Raw genomic sequence first — 19,984 nt, 5'->3', positions numbered from 1 at the left:
CCTCCTTACTATTACCTTCCTATAAACATCTGAGTCCAATAATGTCCATATGACCCACCTTGTACATACCCAACACCTATTTCAGTTACGTCACGTTTTAAAATATTTGCCCGATGACCAGGACTATCCATCCAAGCTCTAACTACTTCATCAGGAGTACGTTGCCCCGCAGCGATATTTTCAGCTGCTGTTCTGTAAGAAATTCCGAAGTTTTTCATCATGGTAAAAGGAGATCCATATGTAGGTGAATCATGACTAAAGTAATTTCGGTCTCTCATATCCGCTGATTTAAAGCGAGCAACTCTTGATAATTCCCAATTGTTTTTTAACGCTGGCAATCCAGCTTTTTGTCTTTCAACATTTGTTAGCGAGATAACTTGTTCTTCTATTGATTTTGTTCCACTTATTTGTGGGATGTAAACCTTCTGACCTGGATAAATTAAATTGGGATTTTTAAACTGTTGGTTCGCACCGATTATCTCAGATAATCCAACTTGGTAACGTTGTGCAATAATCCATAACGTATCACCACTTTTTACTGTATGAGTAGTAGTTTGTCCAAATGCATGTTGAGGAAACGTGAATAGCCCAATTAATAAAAATAAAAGCACAAAACGCTGTATGTACTTTTTCATATAACCTCCTCCTTTCACAGATAGTTTTACCAGAAAAAGAATTTTAACTCTAAAATAACTTTGCTAACTTAATATAATAAAGAAGACTGCATATTTATTTGAGGTAGGGATATCTTGCTGGCTATTAAGAATGAAATATCCATTGTAATACTCTTTTTTATTTTGTCTGTCTTAATCTACAACTAAGCGTTGCAAGTTAAGGGCATTCATACTATTATTAAAAATGGAGATATTATCTTTTTAAGAGAATTAAGCTATAATATAAATGGTGAAAAGGCTTTAGGAGGGACATACATATGAGAATAGAAGGCACAGGTTTAGAAGGAGTAACAATTGATTTATCTCGTTTAAATGAAATAATGGATGAGAATGGGCTTGTATTGGCAGGTCAATGGGATTATGAACGAGTTACTTACGACCGCAAAATCGAAGCTAAAGGCGAGGTTTACTATCTTCGTGTTCAAGGCTACTCTGTAGAAGGTGATATTGGTGGTCGGCATGCAGTGGTTAAATTAATCACCCCACTTTTAGGTAAACATTATTACCCACACGGTGTTGAATATGGTGAAGGCGAAGACTTTCCAGCTGGTGTTTTAAACACTAGTAAAAGTCTATTAAAACAAGTATCCGAGGAAATTCAAAAGGTACAATAACAAAGCAAAGGACTTAATTCCTTTGCTTTTTGTTTCCATATTTTCGGTTCATTACACCATTCTATCTTTCAGCTTGTGCTGCTATAAAAGCAAAAAACTCTATAAATGAGGCTTTGCTTTTTACCATTATTGGTTAATTTTAATCGATATTTTGGATTAGAAAAAATCAAACAGTAAAGATGATCCTAAAGGAGGTATGATGTCTATTAATAATTTTAGTTGTTGTTCTTCTCCTTGTATCGTTCCTAGCTTATAAAGCTGAATCGGGTCTTGATGACCAAGTAACACTGCTGTCAAAATTCCAATATCCATTCTTAAACCTTTCCTTGGTGAATTATTGCATATACCTTTCTCTTTTTGAAAAATCTTAATTGCCTCACCTTCGAGAAAGAAAGATCCATTGTTCCAGTTACAGACTGGATCTGACACATGAAGAATTAGTGGCTTTTCCCCTTGAATAAAAAACGGATACTTCTCTAAAAACCTTTGTACGTTAACAATTCTCCCCATAAAATATGGATGAATATCGGTTTGAACTCTTGGATTTGGTAGAATCAAAGTCAAAGGGTCTCCCTCATATGATTTCCATTTAACTGTTGATACCATTGAATCATGCTGACATATAAAATTCCAGAAATCCTTTTTCATAGATTCATTTAAAACAATCACTTCATGAACAATTAATTCACGATTCTCTAATGAATAAATCATGTAACCATCTGCTTCATTTTCTTCATTAACATGAAAAACAACATGTTCTCCCTTGTTTAAAACGACATCTGTCCACCAGCTTTTATCTCTTATTAACATGCTATTATTGTTTTCTGTAAACGAACGATACAGGCTCATTAAAGAAGGAAGAGCCTCTTCTTTTGACTTTCTAACAATATTCCCACTTTGACTATGTAAAAACATCAAATCTTCTTTTTGGATCGTATATGTTTTATCAGTACAAATTAGTTCCCAACCAAATTTTCTATAAAAAGGAACATAAAACGGATGCAAATACGAGATATCAAATTCCTTCATATTCATCCAGTGGAGTCCCTCTTCTATTAACTGTGTAACCTTTCGAGTTCTTCTTACTTCAGGCCATGTCGCAACCGAAGCAACTCCTCCCATTTTAAATACTCTATTTTTAATATTAACTTCTAGAGAATAAATATGAAGTTTTGCTTTTAGGTCATCTTTTTCAAAGTCACCTATTATGTACTGCTTATCCAGTTTTTTTATTGTACTCTCTAGTTCTTGCTCAGATATAGTATATTGAAACGCAAATTCAGATAGTTTTAAAACGTTTTCGTAGTCTTCATTAGTAATAACTCGTATCAATGAACTTCACTCCTAATTGGTGGAGAGGGGGAATATGCCCACAATCCACCTGTGTCTCTGCTCATACATTTTCATTGAATAACAGTTGTTTATTCCAAATCCTTTTTTTGAATTTCCCATTTTAAAAAACGACCATCTTTTTTCGTGCAGACCATTCCTAATTTATCAAAAAGTCTAATTGAGAGATCTTGTTGTACATCACACTCCATTACAACCTTTTTAACTGATTTTTGATACGTTAACCAATCAATGAAAGCATCTACAGCTTCATAGGCAATGGTTTCATCTACAGACTTATCCTCCACATGATAACACAATTCTACCTCTCCTTCCTTAGAAGGCTTACCTAGCAATAAAATATCACCAATTATTTTCTTCTCTTCGTACAAAATAATTAACCAAAGTCCACAATCATTTGCCTTTTCCTTTGTTTCTAAGCATTCTATATAGTAAGGAAGAAAGCCCTTTACAAAAGAAGAAGGCCAACCAAATGGGAATTCAATTGGAGAACGTTTATCTAGCTCCTTTCGATGAAACACTAATGATTTGGCAATATCAAGTGAACAAGGTATGATCATTAGCCGATTCGTTAAAATTTCAATCAAAACATTCTCTCCCCTCTTTTTGATTTTTGGTCATCATCAATAAGAGATACGATTGAACCTATACACAAACTTTTGTTTACTTAATTTAGATCCTATACAAAAAAAAAGGTGGTTTAGAACAGTTTATTCTAAACCACCTTGAAAATATGTTTAAAACCCTAAGATTGCTTTAATGACTGATGTTGTTTCCCCACCACTATAAAAAACATACAGTAATAAATAAACAGCAACACCTGTAATACCAGTAAAAAACCAAACAACACTTGTAATCGGACCTAACTTACGATGTGCCTTCAAGTTTTTCTTATACCCAGTTACCAACGAAATGATACCAAATACCGCACCCACAGTTGCTAAGGTTATATGAAAAATTAGAAAAACTGTATAATATATTTCAATATCAGCAGGGCCTCCGAAAGCAGTGTTTCCAATAAAAATCGTTCTAGAAGCATAGATTATGAAAAAGATTAAAGCAAAAATTGCCGCAACTGTCATGGCCTTCATATGTGCTTCAATTTTCCGTTGCTTAATTAAGTACCAACCAATTGCTACAGTTATTGCACTTAACACAATAAACGTTGTACTAATGGTTGGTAATATAGGTAATGTTGTATTCATTTTTAGTCCATTCCTTCAATAAAAAAGTTTATGTAGCGTTTTTATTCATTAAAATGAGGGTGATAAAAACTGGCTGACCATTGTTTTGACTCACCCTCAAAATTTTATTTAACTGGTTCAGGCGAAAAGTTTTTTTTCAAATCAAGCTCATCTTTTTGACGTTCCTTACGAGCCCATTGGAAAAAGATATAAGCAAGGATTGACCCGTAAACGATTTCTTGAATAATCTTCATGAGTACTCCACCAAGCTGTTGATCCTCGACTGTTGGTAATGTATTAAACATTTCAGGACCTGTTAAATTAAGACCGGCAAGCATATCAGCTGGAACACATAATTGTAGTGCATTTAACCATGCTTGTGGTTCAGAGTATGTTGCATACATAGGATCAGTTGCAAAAATAATCAAAGCACATGCAGGTGTCAATAAAATTCCATTAGCAAAAATATACCCTACTTTTTTTATTCCTGTAAGCGATTTCCAATCTGGGAGTGTGCTTAGTAAAGGTAACCACATAAACATCGCTGTAATAAAGATAAAAGTCGTCATTGCTGCATGGTATAAAGGATCAGTTTTTACAAAGTCAAATACCATTGGGATATGGTAAATCGAAAATATACTATTAAAAAGTATCAATGCAATAATTGGCTTAGTAAATACTTTGATTAAAGGCTTAATAAAAGGTCGATAAATAATTGCCTTCCATAACCAATCTGGGATACCTAGGATAAGTAAAGGTGGTACAACCAAATATAAAATAGCCATTTGAGTCATGTGTGCACTAAACATAATATGGCCCAACAAGTCAACTGGACTTCCTTTACTTACATATAAAGCAATAATACCTGTTACAAACAAAATTTGTTGTTTTGTCGTTACTGGAGTATGATCTTTAAATTTTGAACGCCATGGTCCAATTATCATAAAGTATAATACCATTATTAAAATCATTACAACCAAATAATATGGACTCCATAATGCACGAAATCCAAAAATTTCAAAGCTCATACAAATCAGCTCCTTTAGCTAGTCCTTCACGACTATTATACACATCCAATTATCACGTATCAATGAACGTTCTATGACAAATAAGAAAGCACAAGTGTCTTTATCAGACGCGACGACAGGCATAAGTTGCTCAGGAATAGAAGACGTTAAGACGTTCTTTATCTTCAATTCCTGAATGGCTTATTACTCCGAGGGTCTAGGCGCTGGAGCTAGACACCAAAACTAATAAGATAAGCTATAAATTCTGATACTTGAACAAAAGCTTAGAGCCAAGAATTCAAAAAAGAGCAATCAGCATATAGCTAATTGCTCCTTTTCATTAATATTACCACCAAATTATTGTAACAAATGTTAATACTGTTAATGCAGCTACACCAATACCTGAGTATAAAAATAACGCTGCCGTTTCATGTCCTTTATGACTCATATGCATGAAGTAATAAAGCTGAAAAATAACCTGTATCACTGCTAAAAGGATAATAAATGGAACTTTAAACCATTCACCAACTCCTTCATAACCAACAGCGATAAATGCAACAATTGTAAAGAAAATCATCATTGCAAACGTTACTACCTGATGCTTCATTTCCTCTTTATTTTTCTTACGACGATAGGCTAAGTCTACTCTTGGGTTTGCTGAATTTTGATTATTTGCCATCAATTTATCCCACCATTCCCATTAAGTATACAACTGTAAAGATAAACACCCAAACTACGTCAATGAAATGCCAGTACAGACTAGCTACATAATATTTAGGAGCATTGTACAAGCTTAATCCACGTTTTGCATTACGAACAATTAATGTTGTAATCCATAATAGACCGAACGCAACGTGTAATCCATGTGTTCCAACTAATGTATAGAACGCTGAGCCAAGAGCACTACTAGTAATTGTAAACTCATAATGATGAATATAGTGATTAAACTCATAAATCTCCAATATGAGGAAGGCTAATCCAAGAAGAACTGTGATCACTAACCACAACTGCATTTTGCCAAAGTTAAAATTCTTCATATGATACATAGCGTAAACACTTGTTAAACTTGATGTTAAAAGTAACATAGTAGCAACGAATGTCAGTGGTATTTCAAATAGTTCTTGAGTAGTTGCTCCTCCAGCTGTTGACTCTCTTAATGCTAAGAAAGTGGCAAAGAGACTAGCGAATAAAACAGTCTCTCCACCTAAAAACAACCAAAAGCCAGTAAATTTATTTTTACCTTCGAGGGTAGCTTTTTCAGGCGACGCAGGAAAATTTTCTGCTGTTAATTTCTCTTCAACATGTGCCATTATGCTTTCCCTCCTTTATCTTCATTAAGTAGATCCTCTTTATGAATATGATACCCATGATCATCGATAACAGAACGGAAGAACATTGCAGCAAATGTAATAATGAACCCTACAATAATAGCAGGTAACGCCCAGCCATAGTCTTCGCGATATAGTAATCCGAATGATACGATGAATAATCCAAATGACATGATAAACGGTAAAATTGAACCGTTCGGCATATGAATGTCACCCAGAGGTTCTGCTGGTGTCATTTCTTTATTGCCTTCCATTTTTTCAACCCATAGTGCATCTAAACCACGAATAAGTGGTGTTTGTTTAAAGTTGTACTCTGGTGGTGGTGATGAAATCGCCCACTCAAGTGTACGACCTTCTCCCCATGGATCTCTACCAACTTTTTTCCCTTTTACAGATGTATAAACAATATTAATCAGTAAAACAATTGTACCTGCAGCCATTAAGAATGCACCGATTGTACTAACAAAGTTACCTGTTTCTAAACCTTGACCAGGTAAAAATGTGAAAATACGACGAGGCATACCCATTAGACCTAGGAAATGTTGGATAAAGAATGTTAAATGGAAGCCAGTGAAGAATAGAGCAAAAATGATCATATTCAGCTTTTCGTTTAACATTTTTCCAAACATTGTTGGCCACCAATAAGTAGCACCGGCAAATAATGAGAATACAACCCCACCTACGATTACATAGTGGAAGTGAGCAACTACGAAATAGCTATCATGATACTGATAGTCAGCTGCTGCTGCCGCTAACATTACACCTGTTACTCCACCCATTACGAACGTAGGAATAAAAGCAACCGACCAAACCATTGGAGAAGTGAACTTTACAGAACCGCCCCAAATTGTAAATAGCCAGTTGAAAATTTTAATCCCAGTTGGCACAGCAATTGCCATAGTCGCAACTGCAAAAATGGCATTTGCAATCGGTCCTAAACCAGTTGTGAACATATGGTGAGCCCATACCATGAATCCTAAGAAACCAATTAAAACTGTTGCGAATACCATTGAAGAGTATCCAAACAAACGTTTCTTAGAGAATGTAGGTAGAATATCTGAGAAAATACCGAATGCAGGTAAAATCAAGATATATACCTCAGGGTGTCCAAAAATCCAGAATAAATGCTCAAAAATCACTGAGTTACCACCCAATGCTGGGTCAAAGAATGCTGTACCGAATAAACGGTCAAACATAAGTAACGCTAATCCTACGGTTAATGCAGGGAAAGCAAATAAAATAAGTGCTGATGCTACAAATGTAGTCCATGTAAATAATGGCATACGCATGTAAGTCATTCCAGGTGCACGCATGTTGATAATTGTTGCAAGGAAGTTAATCCCCGCTATAAGCGTTCCTAAACCCGAAACCTGTAATCCAAGTAAGTAAAAATCAACACCATGTCCAGGTGAATTTAATGCCAATGAGGCATAAGAAGTCCAACCTGCGTCAGGTGCTCCACCTAAAAACCAACTTAAATTAAGGAAGATTCCTCCAAAGAAGAATAACCAAAATCCTAATGAGTTTAAAAATGGAAATGCTACGTCACGAGCACCAATTTGTAATGGTACAACCGCATTCATTAATGCGAATATTAAAGGCATTGCAGCTAGGAATATCATCGTAGTTCCGTGCATTGTTAATACTTCATTGTAAAGACCAGCACTAACAAAGTCATTATTCGGAACTGCCAGCTGAATGCGGATCAGCATTGCTTCTAATCCACCAACAAGGAAGAAGAAGCCACCGGATATCAGGTAAAGGATGGCGATTTTTTTATGGTCCACTGTTGTTAAGTAGTCCCATATAACCGCACCGACCCCTTTTTTCTGAGTTAACGTGCTCACAGTGTTACCTCCCTTTTCATTTTGCTCAATAGTTAATTGCTTGAGACTTTTAGCCCCATTAAGTATTCTGTAAGAGCATCTAGCTCTTCATCAGCTAATTCTGGATAAGTACCAGTCATCTTGTTACCAGGCTTAAAGCTTTCAGGATCTTCTAACCATGCACGAACATTTTCCTCATTATGTTCAAGAATTCCTGCAACTCGTGCACGTTCTCCAAATGTAGCTAAGTTAGGAGCAGTCCTTGCAGCTGCTGGTCGCTCATCAGTAGGTGATACTGCGTGGCATGAGATACATCCCTTTTCTTCGAATAATTGTTCGCCTTGCTTTGCTAAATCAGTTGAAGCAACAGCATTTGAGTCTTTCATGTCAGAGATCCATTGGTCAAAATCATCTCTTGAAATCGGTTTAACTTTAAAGTCCATTAAACCATGTGAAGGACCACAAAGCTCAGCACATTTACCATAGAAATATTCTCCTGCTTCAGCTTGATCCATTCTTTCTGAATCAAATTTCAACCACATTTGGTTTACGTTTTCAGTGTTAGTATCCATCTTACCGCCTATAGAAGGAATCCAGAATGAATGCTTAACATCAGATGATATCAAGTTAAAGTAAACTTTCTCATCAGTTGGAACAACTAAGTCTTGGCTAGTTACAACACCATAGTCTGGATATTCAAATTCCCACCAGTATAGATTTGCACGTACATTTACTACGATTGCGTCTTCTGGCTTACGGTTCTCATCCTCAATTGCATCCACTTCTGCAAGTTTAAATGTTGCAGTTACAACTGGAATTGTTAAGACAAGAAGTAAAAGAATAGGAATAACAGTCCAAATGATTTCTAGCTTATGATTCCCCTCAACTTGAACAGGAATGTTGTTTTCTTCACCTTTACGTCTACGGAATTTAACGACAACATAAATGAAGATTACAGTTACGACTGCAATGACCACAACCATGATAAGAGTACTTAACACCATAAGGTCGTACTGCATATCCGCTACCTCACCAGCAGGTTTAAGCGTGGAAAGAAACGGTTCACCACAGCCGGCTAAGACAAGCGTCATAACTGCGAATAATGAAAATAGACGCCATTTTGTCAGCCATTTTCTCATAGCTAAATCAAACCCCTCTTTCAGTAATTTAAAAGTCCTATCAGTATCTCATTTAAGGAACTCTTTTTATAAATAAATTCTTTTTAAGAAAGAATTTCAGCATTATACAATGGTGAAAAGCACCATTGAAACAAACAAGATTGTTAAATAGTTGATAGAGTAAACGAACATCTTTGTAGCCCATTTCATCTCTAAATCTTTATTGTTAAACCCTTTAAACCCAATGACAATCCATCCAACATTTAAGGCTGATGCTAAAATCAGAAAGCCTGTACCTAATTCATAAAGATAGAATGGTAATGGAAGTAAGCATGCAATCCATACCATTATTTGACGTTTTGTTATGTCAAACCCATGTACAACTGGAAGCATAGGAATGTTTGCTGCACGATATTCCTCTGTTCTACGCATTGCTAGAGCTAAAAAATGTGGTGGTTGCCAGATAAACATTATTAAAAATAGTACCCATGCCATCACGCTTAAATTGGCATCAACAGCCGCCCATCCAATTAAGGGTGGTACAGCACCAGAGACACTACCTATTACAGTATTAATTGTATACAGTCGTTTTGACCACATCGTATAAAGAAAGATATATGTAACAACTCCAACTAAAGAAATAATTGTTGCTGTTAATGTTGTCATTAACATAAATACAAACCCTACAGTTAGGAGAAAAATCCCAATCCACAATGCCTGAAGTGGATTCATTTTACCAGTTACAGTTGGTCTTTCCTTGGTACGTTCCATCAAGTGATCGATGTCACGATCATAATAGTTATTGATTGCACATGAACCTGCAATAACTAAGGAAGACCCAATTAACGTATATAAGACAAGATCGATATTAGCTAGAAACCCTTTATCACTAAAATAAAGCGCTAGCCATATACCAGTAAATGTTGTTATTGCATTTGAATTAACAATTCCTACTTTTATTAAAGAAAGAAAATCTTTCCAAAGCGTTGTTTCGTGTATATCGTTTGAATGATGCTTTATTGCGGCTTCATCCAAAACTTTTGTATTTGCCAATTATAGTACCTCCTAACTTTCATATCATTCTGCTAAAACTCTATTATCATGTATTTCCTATTTATTTGGCAAGGAGATGAAGGCGGTTCCAACATGCTAATTTTCTATATACTATGATACTAAAAAAACGACAAATTAAAAACGGTCTACTTGATATTAAATCATAATTCCACACGAAATTGTGAACAATTCATGAAGTAATTTTGTCGAAATTGTGAAAGGGTAACATCAAGATGGATTTCCTTAAATCCAAGCCTTCCTATTTTATCATAAATTTAGAAGTAATTCTTAAGAAATAAAAATCAATATGGAACAAAACTTCTTGTATTTCAATTAATGACAATACTTGTAATATATCCCCTTTTTATTTCTAGCAAACTCCAACTGAATATTCAACCCTTTTTAACAAATCATTTTTTATTAAATTTACAATCTCTGTTCATAAAGCTCGTAACTTTCTTAATATCGTATAACTTTGTGAACTTTTTAGTTAATTTATTGTCTTTTTCTTTTACATTGTGTACTATCGATGAGTATTTACCATTACATTTTTATCATTTTAGTATATAAGTAGGTGAACATTTTGCAACGTGCTCTTAAATGGTTTGCTGTTTTAACGACAATAATTATGTTATTTGTCTTAATCGGCGGTGCCCTTGTTACAAAGACTGAGTCAGGTGCAGGATGTGGAAATTCTTGGCCTTTATGTCATGGCGAGTTTGTGCCAAGTGAAATTACATTTGAGCTTGTTATAGAATTAAGCCATCGGTTAGTTAGTGGACTTGCTGGGATTACAGTTTTAATCCTTTCTATTTGGTCATGGAGAAAGATTGGCCATGTTAGAGAGACAAAATTCTTAAGCTTACTCTCGACATTCTTTTTAGTCCTACAAGCATTGATTGGCGCAGCTGCAGTTAAGTGGGGTCAGTCAGATGCTGTACTCGCTCTTCATTTCGGAATATCGCTTATTTCCTTTGCTTCTGTCTTACTTTTAACATTATTGATATTTGAAGTAGACAAAAAGTTTGATGCAAAAACGATAATTATCGATAAACAAATGAAGTCTCACATGATTGGTATTATTCTCTACTCTTATGTAGTTGTTTATACAGGTGCATATGTGAGACATAAAGGAGCTAGTCTTGCTTGTCCTGATTGGCCGCTTTGCAGTAGGCGTGCTGGAGGTATGCCCGTAACCTTGCATGAATGGATTCAAATGGGGCATCGTCTTGCCGCTGGTGTGATCTTCATTTGGATTGCATATGCAACTTGGCGAGCAATAAAACATCATAAGCATCAAAAAGTCATTTATTGGGGATGGATCATTGCGTTTATTCTAGTATGCTTACAAGTGACGACAGGTGCACTTGTTGTTATTACAGGATTGAATCTTTATATTGCTTTGTCCCACGCATTAATTATCTCTTGTTTATTTGGGCTATTAAGCTATTTCATATTGTTAGTAAGTAGAAACAAACTGAATTTAGAAAATCAAGCTGTTCTTGATGAGTCTAATGAGAAAACTAATTTTTAATAAATGAAAAGGGACTGACAATTATTTGTCAGTCCCTTTTCATTTAACCTTTCACTACTTCAATCAATAAATCACCGGTTTGAATACCTTCGCCATTTGATACATGAATTCCTTTTACAGTTCCCGCAAAAGGCGCTTGAACAGTTGTTTCCATTTTCATTGCTTCAGTAATAATGAGATGGTCACCTTTATTTACCTTCTCACCCTTTTCAACAAGAACTTTTATTACTGTTCCTGGCATTGTTGCTCCGATGTGTTCATCATTTCCACTATCCGCCTTTATCTTAGTAACTACAGTAGATTTGACGCTTTCATCCTTTATGACAACTTCACGAGGTTGTCCATTTAGTTCAAAGTAAACAATTCTTGTACCATCTGCTTGAGGCTCTCCAACTGAAACAAGTTTCACTATCAGTGTTTTTCCTTGTTCTATTTCAACCTCGATTTCTTCACCCAATCTCATACCATATAAGAAGGTAGGTGTATCCAACACCGAAATATCACCGTATGCATCACAAGTTTTAATATATTCTGTAAATACCTTTGGATAAAGTGCATTTGCTATTGCCTCAAAGCTTGTTACAGGTCTTCCCAAACTATGGAAAAGATCTTCTTTCATTGCCTGGAAATTAACAGGCTCAAGTCGTTCACCTGGTCGTTCAGTTAATGGGGAACGACCTTTTAATATAATCCGTTGCAACTCTTTTGGAAATCCACCATGTGGTTGACCTAAATAGCCTTCAAATAATTCAATGACTGAATCAGGAAAATCTAATGATTCTCCTCTTTCAAAAATATCATCTTCATTCAGTTTGTTTTGCACCATAAATAATGCCATATCTCCTACAACCTTTGAAGATGGTGTAACTTTAACAATATCTCCAAAAAGATCATTAACACGACGATACATTTCTTTAACGTCATTCCATTTGTCACCTAGCCCAACTGCTTTAGCTTGTTGCTGTAGGTTACTATATTGACCACCTGGCATTTCATGCATATATATTTCTGAATGAGGTGCATTCATACCGCTCTCAAAATCAGCATAATACTTTCTTACACCTTCCCAGTATTGTGAAAGCTTCTCTAGTGAATTTATATCAACCTTTGGCTGACGTTTGATTCCTTCTAGTGCATGGTATAGAGAATTAGCACTTGGCTGTGATGTTAAACCTGCCATCGAACTTACCGCCACATCAACAATATCTACCCCTGCTTCGATTGCCTTTGCATAGGTAAATATACCATTTCCGCTTGTGTCATGAGTATGAAGATGGATAGGTAAATCAACTGTTTCTTTAAGTGTTGAGATTAAGTTATATGCAGCTTGCGGTTTTAATAGTCCCGCCATATCTTTAATCGCTAAAATGTGGGCACCAGATTGTTCAAGTTCCTTTGCCAAATCCTTATAATAAGTAAGGTCATATTTTTGCCTAGTAGAATCAAGAATATCTCCTGTATAACAAATTGCAGCTTCAGCAATTTTGCCATTATCTCGAACAGCATCAATGGCCAAAGTCATACCTTTTACCCAGTTAAGACTATCAAATATTCTAAAGACATCAATGCCTGCGAAAGCAGACTTTTCTACAAATTCTTTAATTACATTATCAGGATAATTTTTGTATCCTACTGCATTTGATGCACGAAGCAGCATTTGTAACAGCACATTTGGAGCCTTTTCTCTAATAGTTAACAGACGCTCCCATGGATCTTCTTTTAAAAAGCGATAAGCAACATCAAACGTAGCTCCTCCCCACATTTCTAAGGAGAATAAATCAGGAATCAAACGTGCAGTCGGTTCAGCAATATGCTTTAAGTCAGTAGTACGTACACGTGTAGCAAGTAAGGATTGATGCCCGTCTCGGAAAGTGGTGTCTGTTAATAAAACTTGCGATTGATCCTTAATCCAGTTGACCAGTCCATCAGCACCATGAGTATCTAATATTTGCTTTGTTCCACTAGGAATTTCCTCAGTGTATTTGACCTTTGGAATAACAGGCTTATCAAAAACTGGCTTCTTCTTTTCCCCAATTCCCGGAAATCCATTCACAGTTACATTCCCTATATATGTAAGCATTTTAGTTCCGCGATCCTTACGTTTTGGAAAGACAAATAATTCAGGAGTTGAATCAATAAATGATGTATTATATTTTCCAGATAAAAAGTCTTGATGCTTAACGACATTTTCTAAAAACGGTATATTTGTTTTAATGCCACGAATTCTGAATTCCCTTAAGTTTCTGACCATTTTAGATGCAGCTTGCTCAAATGTTAGTGCCTGAGTTGAAAGTTTAACCAATAATGAATCATAATGTGGTGTAATTACTGCACCTTGAAAGCCATTCCCAGCGTCTAGTCGTACGCCAAAACCACCACCCGAACGATAAGCCATAATCTTACCTGTATCTGGCATAAAATTATTAAGAGGATCTTCAGTTGTTACACGTGATTGAATAGCATAACCATTTATCTTAATTTGTTCTTGAGATGTGATACCGATTTCCTTACCAGTAAGCAAATGACCTTGAGCGACCATAATTTGCGTTTGAACGATATCAATTCCGGTTATCATTTCAGTAATAGTATGCTCAACTTGAACACGTGGGTTTACTTCTATGAAAAAGTATTCCTCACCTGAAACTAAAAATTCAACTGTTCCTGCGTTTAAATATTGAACATTTTTCATTAATTTCACAGCTGCTTCACATATCTCAATTCTCAATTCCTCAGATAGAGAAACACTTGGTGCAACTTCAACAACCTTTTGATGACGTCTTTGAACAGAGCAATCCCTTTCATAAAGGTGTACAATATTTCCCTCATGATCACCAAAAATCTGCACTTCAATATGCTTAGGGTTTTCTATGAATTTCTCGACATATACCTCATCATTACCAAAAGCGGCTTTCGCTTCAGATTTAGCCCGTTCATATGATTCTTTTAATCCAGATTCACTACGAACGATGCGCATCCCTCTTCCACCACCACCTAAAGAGGCTTTAATCATGAATGGATAACCGAAATTTTCACCAAATTGGATCGCTTCGTCCAAGTTTGTAACTGGTCCATCACTTCCAGGAATAACTGGAATACTCGCTAACTCAGCTTGTGTACGTGCCTTTACTTTATCACCAAACATGTCTAAGTGTTTTGATTCAGGTCCAACAAAAGTAATCCCTTCCTCTTCACAGCGTCTAGCGAAATGAATATTTTCAGATAAAAATCCATAACCCGGATGGATAGCGTCTACTTTATTATTTTTTGCAATTTCGATAATACCTTCAATATCCAAATAAGCATCGATTGGCTTCTTACCCTCGCCTACAAGATATGCTTCATCAGCTTTATACCGATGATACGAACCAGAATCCTCTTTAGAATAAATCGCAACTGTACGAATATGTAATTCTGTACATGCGCGAAATACACGGATCGCAATTTCGCCTCTGTTTGCAACTAATAATTTGCTAATCTTTCTTAACGACATAATAATCCCCCTTTTGACAGTGCAATATGTTATTCTTTATCGAAAAGTATAACATATTGTACTAATTACGTAACACATTTAATTGTTTCTTTAACGCATTGAAGAGTTGTTTTTTTGTTGTAATGGCTTGATAACTGCAGCAGGCTTGACTTCTTGAGTTGTTGGCTTTTGATACGTTTCTCGATATGTGGTAAACATTGAAACATTAACTAGTAGTCCCATGGAAATGAGCAATAAAAGGATCGAGGAACCTCCATAACTAATAAAGGGAAGCGGAACACCAGTAATCGGTATAAGCCCTGTTAAGCCGCCAAGGTTAATCATTGCTTGAATAGCTATCATACTTGAGATTCCGACCGAAAGTAATGTACCAAAAGGATCCTGACATTTACGAGCAATGGAAAATCCTTTTAAGATAATAAATGAGAGAAGAATTAGAACAAACATGACACCAAAGATTCCTAATTCCTCAGCAATTACTGCCATGATAAAATCTGTGTGCGATTCAGGTAGGTATCCGTACTTTTGTACACTTTGACCGAGTCCTAATCCTGTTAAACCACCAGATCCTATGGCGTAAAATGAGTTTACTAGCTGATAACCAGCTCCACCTTCATGAGCAAAAGGATCTGCAAAACCAGTGAAACGACTTAACCGTTCCTCACTAAAAATTTGATCAGCTTTAAACATGATTATAGGTGACATAAGAATACCGAATAATAAAACGAGAGAAATAAGTTTGCCTATACTTTTAATCGCCATTCCAGAGCAAAGGATCATACAAATCGCGATCATTCCTATTATAAAAGCAGTCCCAAAATCCGGCTGAATAATCACAAAAAAACAGATGATCCCAGTAAAAATCAATGGTGGTAAAACCCCTCTACCAAATTCATCTATGTATGATTGTTTCTTATCATAAACTGCTGCTAAATAAATAATCACACTAAGTTTTACAAATTCACCAGGCTGAAGATTCATTCCACCTAGCTTAATCCAACTTTGTGCATTTCCTGCAACGTGACCAATAAAAAATAAAGAGACTAACAAACCAATAGAACCAAACACAATTAACTTCAACATTCCACTTGTTAGAAAAGCTCTATATGGAAAAATCATCATCACGATAAAGGCTAAACCACCAGCAATTAAAGCTAGTTTTTGACGCTGAAAAAAATAATCAGCTTCCACCTCATAGCGAGCAACAGCTGTTATCATACTAGAGCTATAGACCATAACAAGTCCAAATGCGCATAATAAAACCACAGCTAATATTAATGAATAATCATAAGATTTTAGTATTTTCTTAACCATTATTATCTCTTCCTTATCTAATCATGGGGTTATTCTATGTTGCTTTTATTTTACTATATCTTCGACCTAGAAAAATGAAATTCCTTTAAAAACTTGTTAAAAATAAAAAAACTCAAACTTACTTAAAGTTAGTTTGAGTTTTGGTTAATTATTTGGCTGTAAATGCATCATGTAATGCAGACAACTCTCGCTCAAGTGAATCAAGCAGGTCTTTTCCTTCACGTTCCTCAATTAAGCCTAGCCTTACAGCAAAGTCTATTTCTCTAGATAAACCAAACATTTGTGTATCTAAAACCTCTTCATAAAGAGGACATTGAGGCATCGTTAAATTGTCCATTTGGACTTTAATCAATTTCATGATTTTGTCAGCATCTGCCTTTAATATAGCAAGTGCCTTTTCTCGATGATCAACAGCAATCTCAGACGCCAAATTAATCCCTCCGTTTCCGAGCGATTACCCTTTTCTATGTATTAATATTAAATCCAAATCGTTGAAAAAGCAAGGACAAACAGCCTAAACATGAACTTTTACTTTCAATGAATTGTGATTTCTATAAGAAGCAGGTAATTTCAGCTCAAGTAACACAGTTAGAATGTGCATTTTTCATATAGTGTGACAAATTTTCTTGAAAAGCTTATACTTGCGATGTAAAGGAGTGTTTATAATGGAAGCAATCGTCATGATAAAAGGCAAGGTGGATTATGAAATAACATTAGATCCTGGTGTGTGGATCTTCGATGATAGAAAAGTTGATTTAACCACTTTTTTTATCACAGAGCAAGAAACAACAGATGAACTCGAAGAATATACGAAGTCAGTATCAAAGCATTGGGAAAGAGAAATTAGAGAAGGAGCAATTTACCCTCCTACACTAAAAACTGAACGTACATACGAAAAACAAAGAGTGTTAAATGGTTCATTTGGAGTTCCATTAAAGCCCTTTCTTCAAAATGCAGGAATTCAAGATGATGCATTAAAAGTTGAATTTGTTACTAATGAAAAACCTTTCATAATATCGATTGAGGAAGCAAATGAAGTCATATTAGGATTTAGTATGCAAGGCAAGCCATTAAAGGAAGATGGACCAATCTACGTTTATTTAGGAGACGGTTCAAATGCATCTGATCCGGTAAAGCATATAAAACAAATCAATGTTCTTTAATGTTGGTTCATCATCTGTAAAAAGGGGCAGACAGAGCTAAACCTTCTGCCCCTTTTTAAACCTTCACTTAAAGCAAATCTGCTGCAAGCTGTGCCAAACCTGATCGTTCACCTTTTACTAAGCGCACATGTCCGGCGATTGGCTGATCCTTAAATTTTTCAACTACATACGTGAGCCCATTGTTATACTCATCTAAATACGGATGATCAATTTGTTCGGGGTCACCCATTAAGACGATTTTACTTCTCTCACCAACACGGGTCAAAATCGTTTTAACCTCATGCTTTGTTAAGTTTTGCGCTTCATCGATCAGAATAATTTGTTCAGGGATACTTCTTCCTCTAATATACGTTAGTGCCTCAACTTCGATTGAACCCATCCCCGCTAATATAGCATCAAGCTCTCCTGGTTTTTTCGTATTAAATAAATACTCTAAATTATCATAAATTGGTTGCATCCAAGGTCTTAGCTTTTCTTCCTTTTCACCTGGTAAAAATCCTAAATCTTTCCCTACAGGAACGATTGGTCTTGCAACAAGTAACTTTTTATAAGTACCTAAATCCTCTGTTTGCATGAGTCCCGCAGCAAGAGCCAGTAATGTTTTGCCGGTTCCTGCTTTGCCAATAAGAGTTACTAATGGTATGTCGGTTCGTAGTAATAGCTCTAATGCCATCGTTTGCTGAACATTTCGAGGTCGAATTCCCCAAATATGATCATGATCAAATACAAGTCGTTGAATCTTCTTCCCAGAATGATCTACCTTGCCTATTGCTGAAGCGGAGCCGCCTAACGCATCCTTCATAACGACAAACTGATTGGGGTAAAATGGATGATTTGTTATCTCAGAAAGAATTAATTCATTTTTTTCATAAAAACGATCTAATTTATCACTACTTATATACAAATCAAGAAATCCTGTGTAAATATGATCAATTTCTACTACACGGTCACTGAGAAAATCCTCTGCAATTAGCCCAATTGCATCTGCTTTAACCCGAACTAAAGTGTCTTTACTGACTAATATTACAGCTCGGCCATTTTCCTTCGTCTGCTCCTCTAATGATAAATTTTTGGCAACTGCTAAAATACGGTTATCATTTGTTTTTTCTACAAAAATTTCTTGAAGCTGATGAAATGAACGATGATTTAATTCAATCCTTAATGATCCACCGTTTGGCAAAGGAATTTTCTCATGTAATTTTCCTGATTCCCTTAGTTGATCAATCAGTTTTGATACTTGTCTAGCATTACGGCCTATTTCGTCCATGTAGCGCTTTTTTGAATCCACCTCTTCTAATACTACTGCGGGAATAATTACCTCATTTTCTTCAAAAGAAAAAATTGAATTCGGATCTTGCAACAATACATTTGTGTCTAGAACATAAATCTTCCTCAAACCTCCGCCTCCTACTCCGTTGCTATTTTTTTATGGAGTGAAACAATTAGGTAGTGAAAAAAAGTCAAGCTGTGAATGAAGCGTTGCTAAAATATATGAAAGGATGAATAAAGATAGAAGGTTTATTAAACAATAAAGTTAAAAAGCAAGGAAAAAACCTTCATTCAGGACCTTCATATATGTGATCCTAACTTTTAAGGAGTGATTTCATGAGATATTTATTTACTGTTTTACTACTAACAGCCATTGCTCTTACCGGTTGTACTGTAAATCAAGGTGCACCGAAAACAGATCAAGAAAATGATGATGGCACACCAATTAATGTTAAAAATAGTGTTGATGAAAATATTGATCGTAAAACTGGTCAACAAATTTCAAAGCATTTAGTTGAACTTGCCAATGAAATTCCACAAGTGAATGATGCAACAGCAGTAGTTATAGGCAAATTTGCTGTTATAGGTATTGATGTAAATTCAGAATTAGATCGAAATAAAGTTGAATCGATAAAATATACTGTTGCTGAAAGCTTGATGCATGATCCATATGGTGCAAGTGCTGTTGTAATTGCTGACGCTGATACAAATGTCAGACTCCGTGAGATGGGCCGTGAAATCAGCGAAGGTCGCCCTATTGTCGGTATACTTGATGAGCTAGCAGCTATTGTAGGACGCGTTGTTCCTGAGATACCAAATGAAATCCTTGACAACCAACAAAAACAGCCTACTAATCAAAATAATGATCAATTATCGAATGATGAAGAAAAATTGTTAGAAAAAGAACAACAAGATCAATCTAACAACCATATGAAGAAATAGGTTAAAAAGTCTTACAAAATTTCAAAAGGACTGCCCCCTAATTGATGAATAAATAAGAATTAAAGTATGACCATGTATTTGAATACATGTAGTACTGTTCTTTAGAATTCATCAGCTT

The 19,984-nt window shown here is 35.6% G+C and carries 18 protein-coding genes; 4 read left to right on the top strand and 14 right to left on the bottom strand.

Annotated elements, in window-relative coordinates; translation table 11 throughout:
• Positions 1-11 precede the first annotated feature (11 nt).
• Positions 12-635: a SafA/ExsA family spore coat assembly protein gene (safA, locus tag HUW50_RS19115; RefSeq protein WP_066330489.1), complete on the bottom strand. Its 624-nt coding sequence runs from the start codon at positions 633-635 to the stop codon at positions 12-14.
• A 296-nt stretch (positions 636-931) separates the two neighbouring features.
• Here safA and HUW50_RS19110 point away from each other — a divergent pair, with 296 nt between their 5' ends.
• Positions 932-1,288, top strand: a complete 357-nt coding sequence (locus tag HUW50_RS19110; protein WP_066330491.1) for a YugN family protein — start codon at positions 932-934, stop codon at positions 1,286-1,288.
• A gap of 156 nt (positions 1,289-1,444) precedes the next feature.
• Here HUW50_RS19110 and HUW50_RS19105 read toward each other — a convergent pair whose 3' ends face one another.
• The 9 genes from HUW50_RS19105 to cyoE form a co-directional block, all read right to left on the bottom strand.
• Complete coding sequence (locus tag HUW50_RS19105; protein WP_185653120.1) at positions 1,445-2,620, bottom strand: GNAT family N-acetyltransferase; 1,176 nt, start codon at positions 2,618-2,620, stop codon at positions 1,445-1,447.
• Positions 2,621-2,709: 89 nt separating this feature from the next.
• Entirely contained in the window at positions 2,710-3,225 is a 516-nt protein-coding gene (locus HUW50_RS19100; protein WP_066330495.1) for a GNAT family N-acetyltransferase, read from the bottom strand.
• A gap of 150 nt (positions 3,226-3,375) precedes the next feature.
• A complete protein-coding gene (locus HUW50_RS19095; RefSeq protein ID WP_066330496.1) occupies positions 3,376-3,843 on the bottom strand; it encodes a DUF420 domain-containing protein in 468 nt (155 codons plus the stop codon).
• A gap of 104 nt (positions 3,844-3,947) precedes the next feature.
• Positions 3,948-4,850 (bottom strand): cytochrome c oxidase assembly factor CtaG, encoded by a 903-nt coding sequence (ctaG, locus tag HUW50_RS19090; RefSeq protein ID WP_066330497.1) that lies wholly within the window; start codon positions 4,848-4,850, stop codon positions 3,948-3,950.
• 325 nt (positions 4,851-5,175) lie between these two features.
• Positions 5,176-5,508 (bottom strand): cytochrome c oxidase subunit IVB, encoded by a 333-nt coding sequence (ctaF, locus tag HUW50_RS19085; protein WP_066330498.1) that lies wholly within the window; start codon positions 5,506-5,508, stop codon positions 5,176-5,178.
• 4 nt (positions 5,509-5,512) lie between these two features.
• Complete coding sequence (gene ctaE, locus HUW50_RS19080; protein ID WP_066330504.1) at positions 5,513-6,139, bottom strand: cytochrome c oxidase subunit III; 627 nt, start codon at positions 6,137-6,139, stop codon at positions 5,513-5,515.
• The gene (gene ctaD, locus HUW50_RS19075; protein WP_066330505.1) at positions 6,139-8,004 is read right to left on the bottom strand and encodes a cytochrome c oxidase subunit I; all 1,866 of its coding nucleotides are present in this window, start codon (positions 8,002-8,004) and stop codon (positions 6,139-6,141) included. The genes ctaE and ctaD overlap by 1 nt, the downstream gene beginning before the upstream one ends.
• A gap of 32 nt (positions 8,005-8,036) precedes the next feature.
• The gene (gene coxB, locus HUW50_RS19070) at positions 8,037-9,122 is read right to left on the bottom strand and encodes a cytochrome c oxidase subunit II (RefSeq protein ID WP_066330506.1); all 1,086 of its coding nucleotides are present in this window, start codon (positions 9,120-9,122) and stop codon (positions 8,037-8,039) included.
• A gap of 102 nt (positions 9,123-9,224) precedes the next feature.
• Positions 9,225-10,154: a heme o synthase gene (gene cyoE / locus HUW50_RS19065; protein WP_066330508.1), complete on the bottom strand. Its 930-nt coding sequence runs from the start codon at positions 10,152-10,154 to the stop codon at positions 9,225-9,227.
• A gap of 583 nt (positions 10,155-10,737) precedes the next feature.
• Here cyoE and HUW50_RS19060 point away from each other — a divergent pair.
• Positions 10,738-11,688 carry a COX15/CtaA family protein gene (locus HUW50_RS19060; RefSeq protein ID WP_185653119.1) on the top strand — a complete coding sequence of 317 codons (951 nt, stop codon included), beginning with the start codon at positions 10,738-10,740 and terminating at the stop codon, positions 11,686-11,688.
• A gap of 43 nt (positions 11,689-11,731) precedes the next feature.
• Here the strand turns inward: HUW50_RS19060 and pyc are convergent, their stop codons facing one another.
• The 3 genes from pyc to HUW50_RS19045 all read right to left on the bottom strand — a co-directional run bounded on the left by pyc (position 11,732) and on the right by HUW50_RS19045 (position 16,922).
• Positions 11,732-15,178, bottom strand: coding sequence for a pyruvate carboxylase (gene pyc, locus HUW50_RS19055; protein ID WP_185653118.1), 3,447 nt, complete (start codon positions 15,176-15,178; stop codon positions 11,732-11,734).
• A gap of 90 nt (positions 15,179-15,268) precedes the next feature.
• Positions 15,269-16,492: an FtsW/RodA/SpoVE family cell cycle protein gene (locus HUW50_RS19050; RefSeq protein WP_066330515.1), complete on the bottom strand. Its 1,224-nt coding sequence runs from the start codon at positions 16,490-16,492 to the stop codon at positions 15,269-15,271.
• Positions 16,493-16,640: 148 nt separating this feature from the next.
• A complete protein-coding gene (locus HUW50_RS19045) occupies positions 16,641-16,922 on the bottom strand; it encodes an Fpa/YlaN family protein (protein ID WP_066330517.1) in 282 nt (93 codons plus the stop codon).
• Positions 16,923-17,157: 235 nt separating this feature from the next.
• On the opposite strand from HUW50_RS19045, the gene HUW50_RS19040 reads away from it, so the two are divergent.
• Positions 17,158-17,655, top strand: coding sequence for a molybdopterin-binding protein (locus tag HUW50_RS19040; protein WP_066330521.1), 498 nt, complete (start codon positions 17,158-17,160; stop codon positions 17,653-17,655).
• A 67-nt stretch (positions 17,656-17,722) separates the two neighbouring features.
• Here HUW50_RS19040 and HUW50_RS19035 read toward each other — a convergent pair whose 3' ends face one another.
• A complete protein-coding gene (locus HUW50_RS19035) occupies positions 17,723-19,051 on the bottom strand; it encodes a PhoH family protein (RefSeq protein WP_066330522.1) in 1,329 nt (442 codons plus the stop codon).
• Positions 19,052-19,260: 209 nt separating this feature from the next.
• On the opposite strand from HUW50_RS19035, the gene HUW50_RS19030 reads away from it, so the two are divergent.
• Positions 19,261-19,866: a YhcN/YlaJ family sporulation lipoprotein gene (locus HUW50_RS19030; RefSeq protein ID WP_066330524.1), complete on the top strand. Its 606-nt coding sequence runs from the start codon at positions 19,261-19,263 to the stop codon at positions 19,864-19,866.
• The last annotated feature ends 118 nt before the right edge of the window (positions 19,867-19,984 follow it).

Source organism: Metabacillus sp. KUDC1714 (assembly GCF_014217835.1).
Taxonomy (GTDB): domain Bacteria; phylum Bacillota; class Bacilli; order Bacillales; family Bacillaceae; genus Metabacillus; species Metabacillus rhizosphaerae.
Note: the sequence above shows the minus strand (reverse complement) of the source record. Positions and strands in the feature narration are given on the sequence as shown.

Coding starts and splice junctions, on each gene's coding strand:
- ctaG (WP_066330497.1), bottom strand. CDS start 4,850: ATGAGCTTTGAAATTTTTGGATTTCGTGCATTATGGAGTCCATATTAT.
- coxB (WP_066330506.1), bottom strand. CDS start 9,122: ATGAGAAAATGGCTGACAAAATGGCGTCTATTTTCATTATTCGCAGTT.
- HUW50_RS19110 (WP_066330491.1), top strand. CDS start 932: ATGAGAATAGAAGGCACAGGTTTAGAAGGAGTAACAATTGATTTATCT.
- pyc (WP_185653118.1), bottom strand. CDS start 15,178: ATGTCGTTAAGAAAGATTAGCAAATTATTAGTTGCAAACAGAGGCGAA.
- safA (WP_066330489.1), bottom strand. CDS start 635: ATGAAAAAGTACATACAGCGTTTTGTGCTTTTATTTTTATTAATTGGG.
- ctaE (WP_066330504.1), bottom strand. CDS start 6,139: ATGGCACATGTTGAAGAGAAATTAACAGCAGAAAATTTTCCTGCGTCG.
- HUW50_RS19030 (WP_066330524.1), top strand. CDS start 19,261: ATGAGATATTTATTTACTGTTTTACTACTAACAGCCATTGCTCTTACC.
- HUW50_RS19050 (WP_066330515.1), bottom strand. CDS start 16,492: ATGGTTAAGAAAATACTAAAATCTTATGATTATTCATTAATATTAGCT.
- ctaF (WP_066330498.1), bottom strand. CDS start 5,508: ATGGCAAATAATCAAAATTCAGCAAACCCAAGAGTAGACTTAGCCTAT.
- HUW50_RS19095 (WP_066330496.1), bottom strand. CDS start 3,843: ATGAATACAACATTACCTATATTACCAACCATTAGTACAACGTTTATT.
- HUW50_RS19040 (WP_066330521.1), top strand. CDS start 17,158: ATGGAAGCAATCGTCATGATAAAAGGCAAGGTGGATTATGAAATAACA.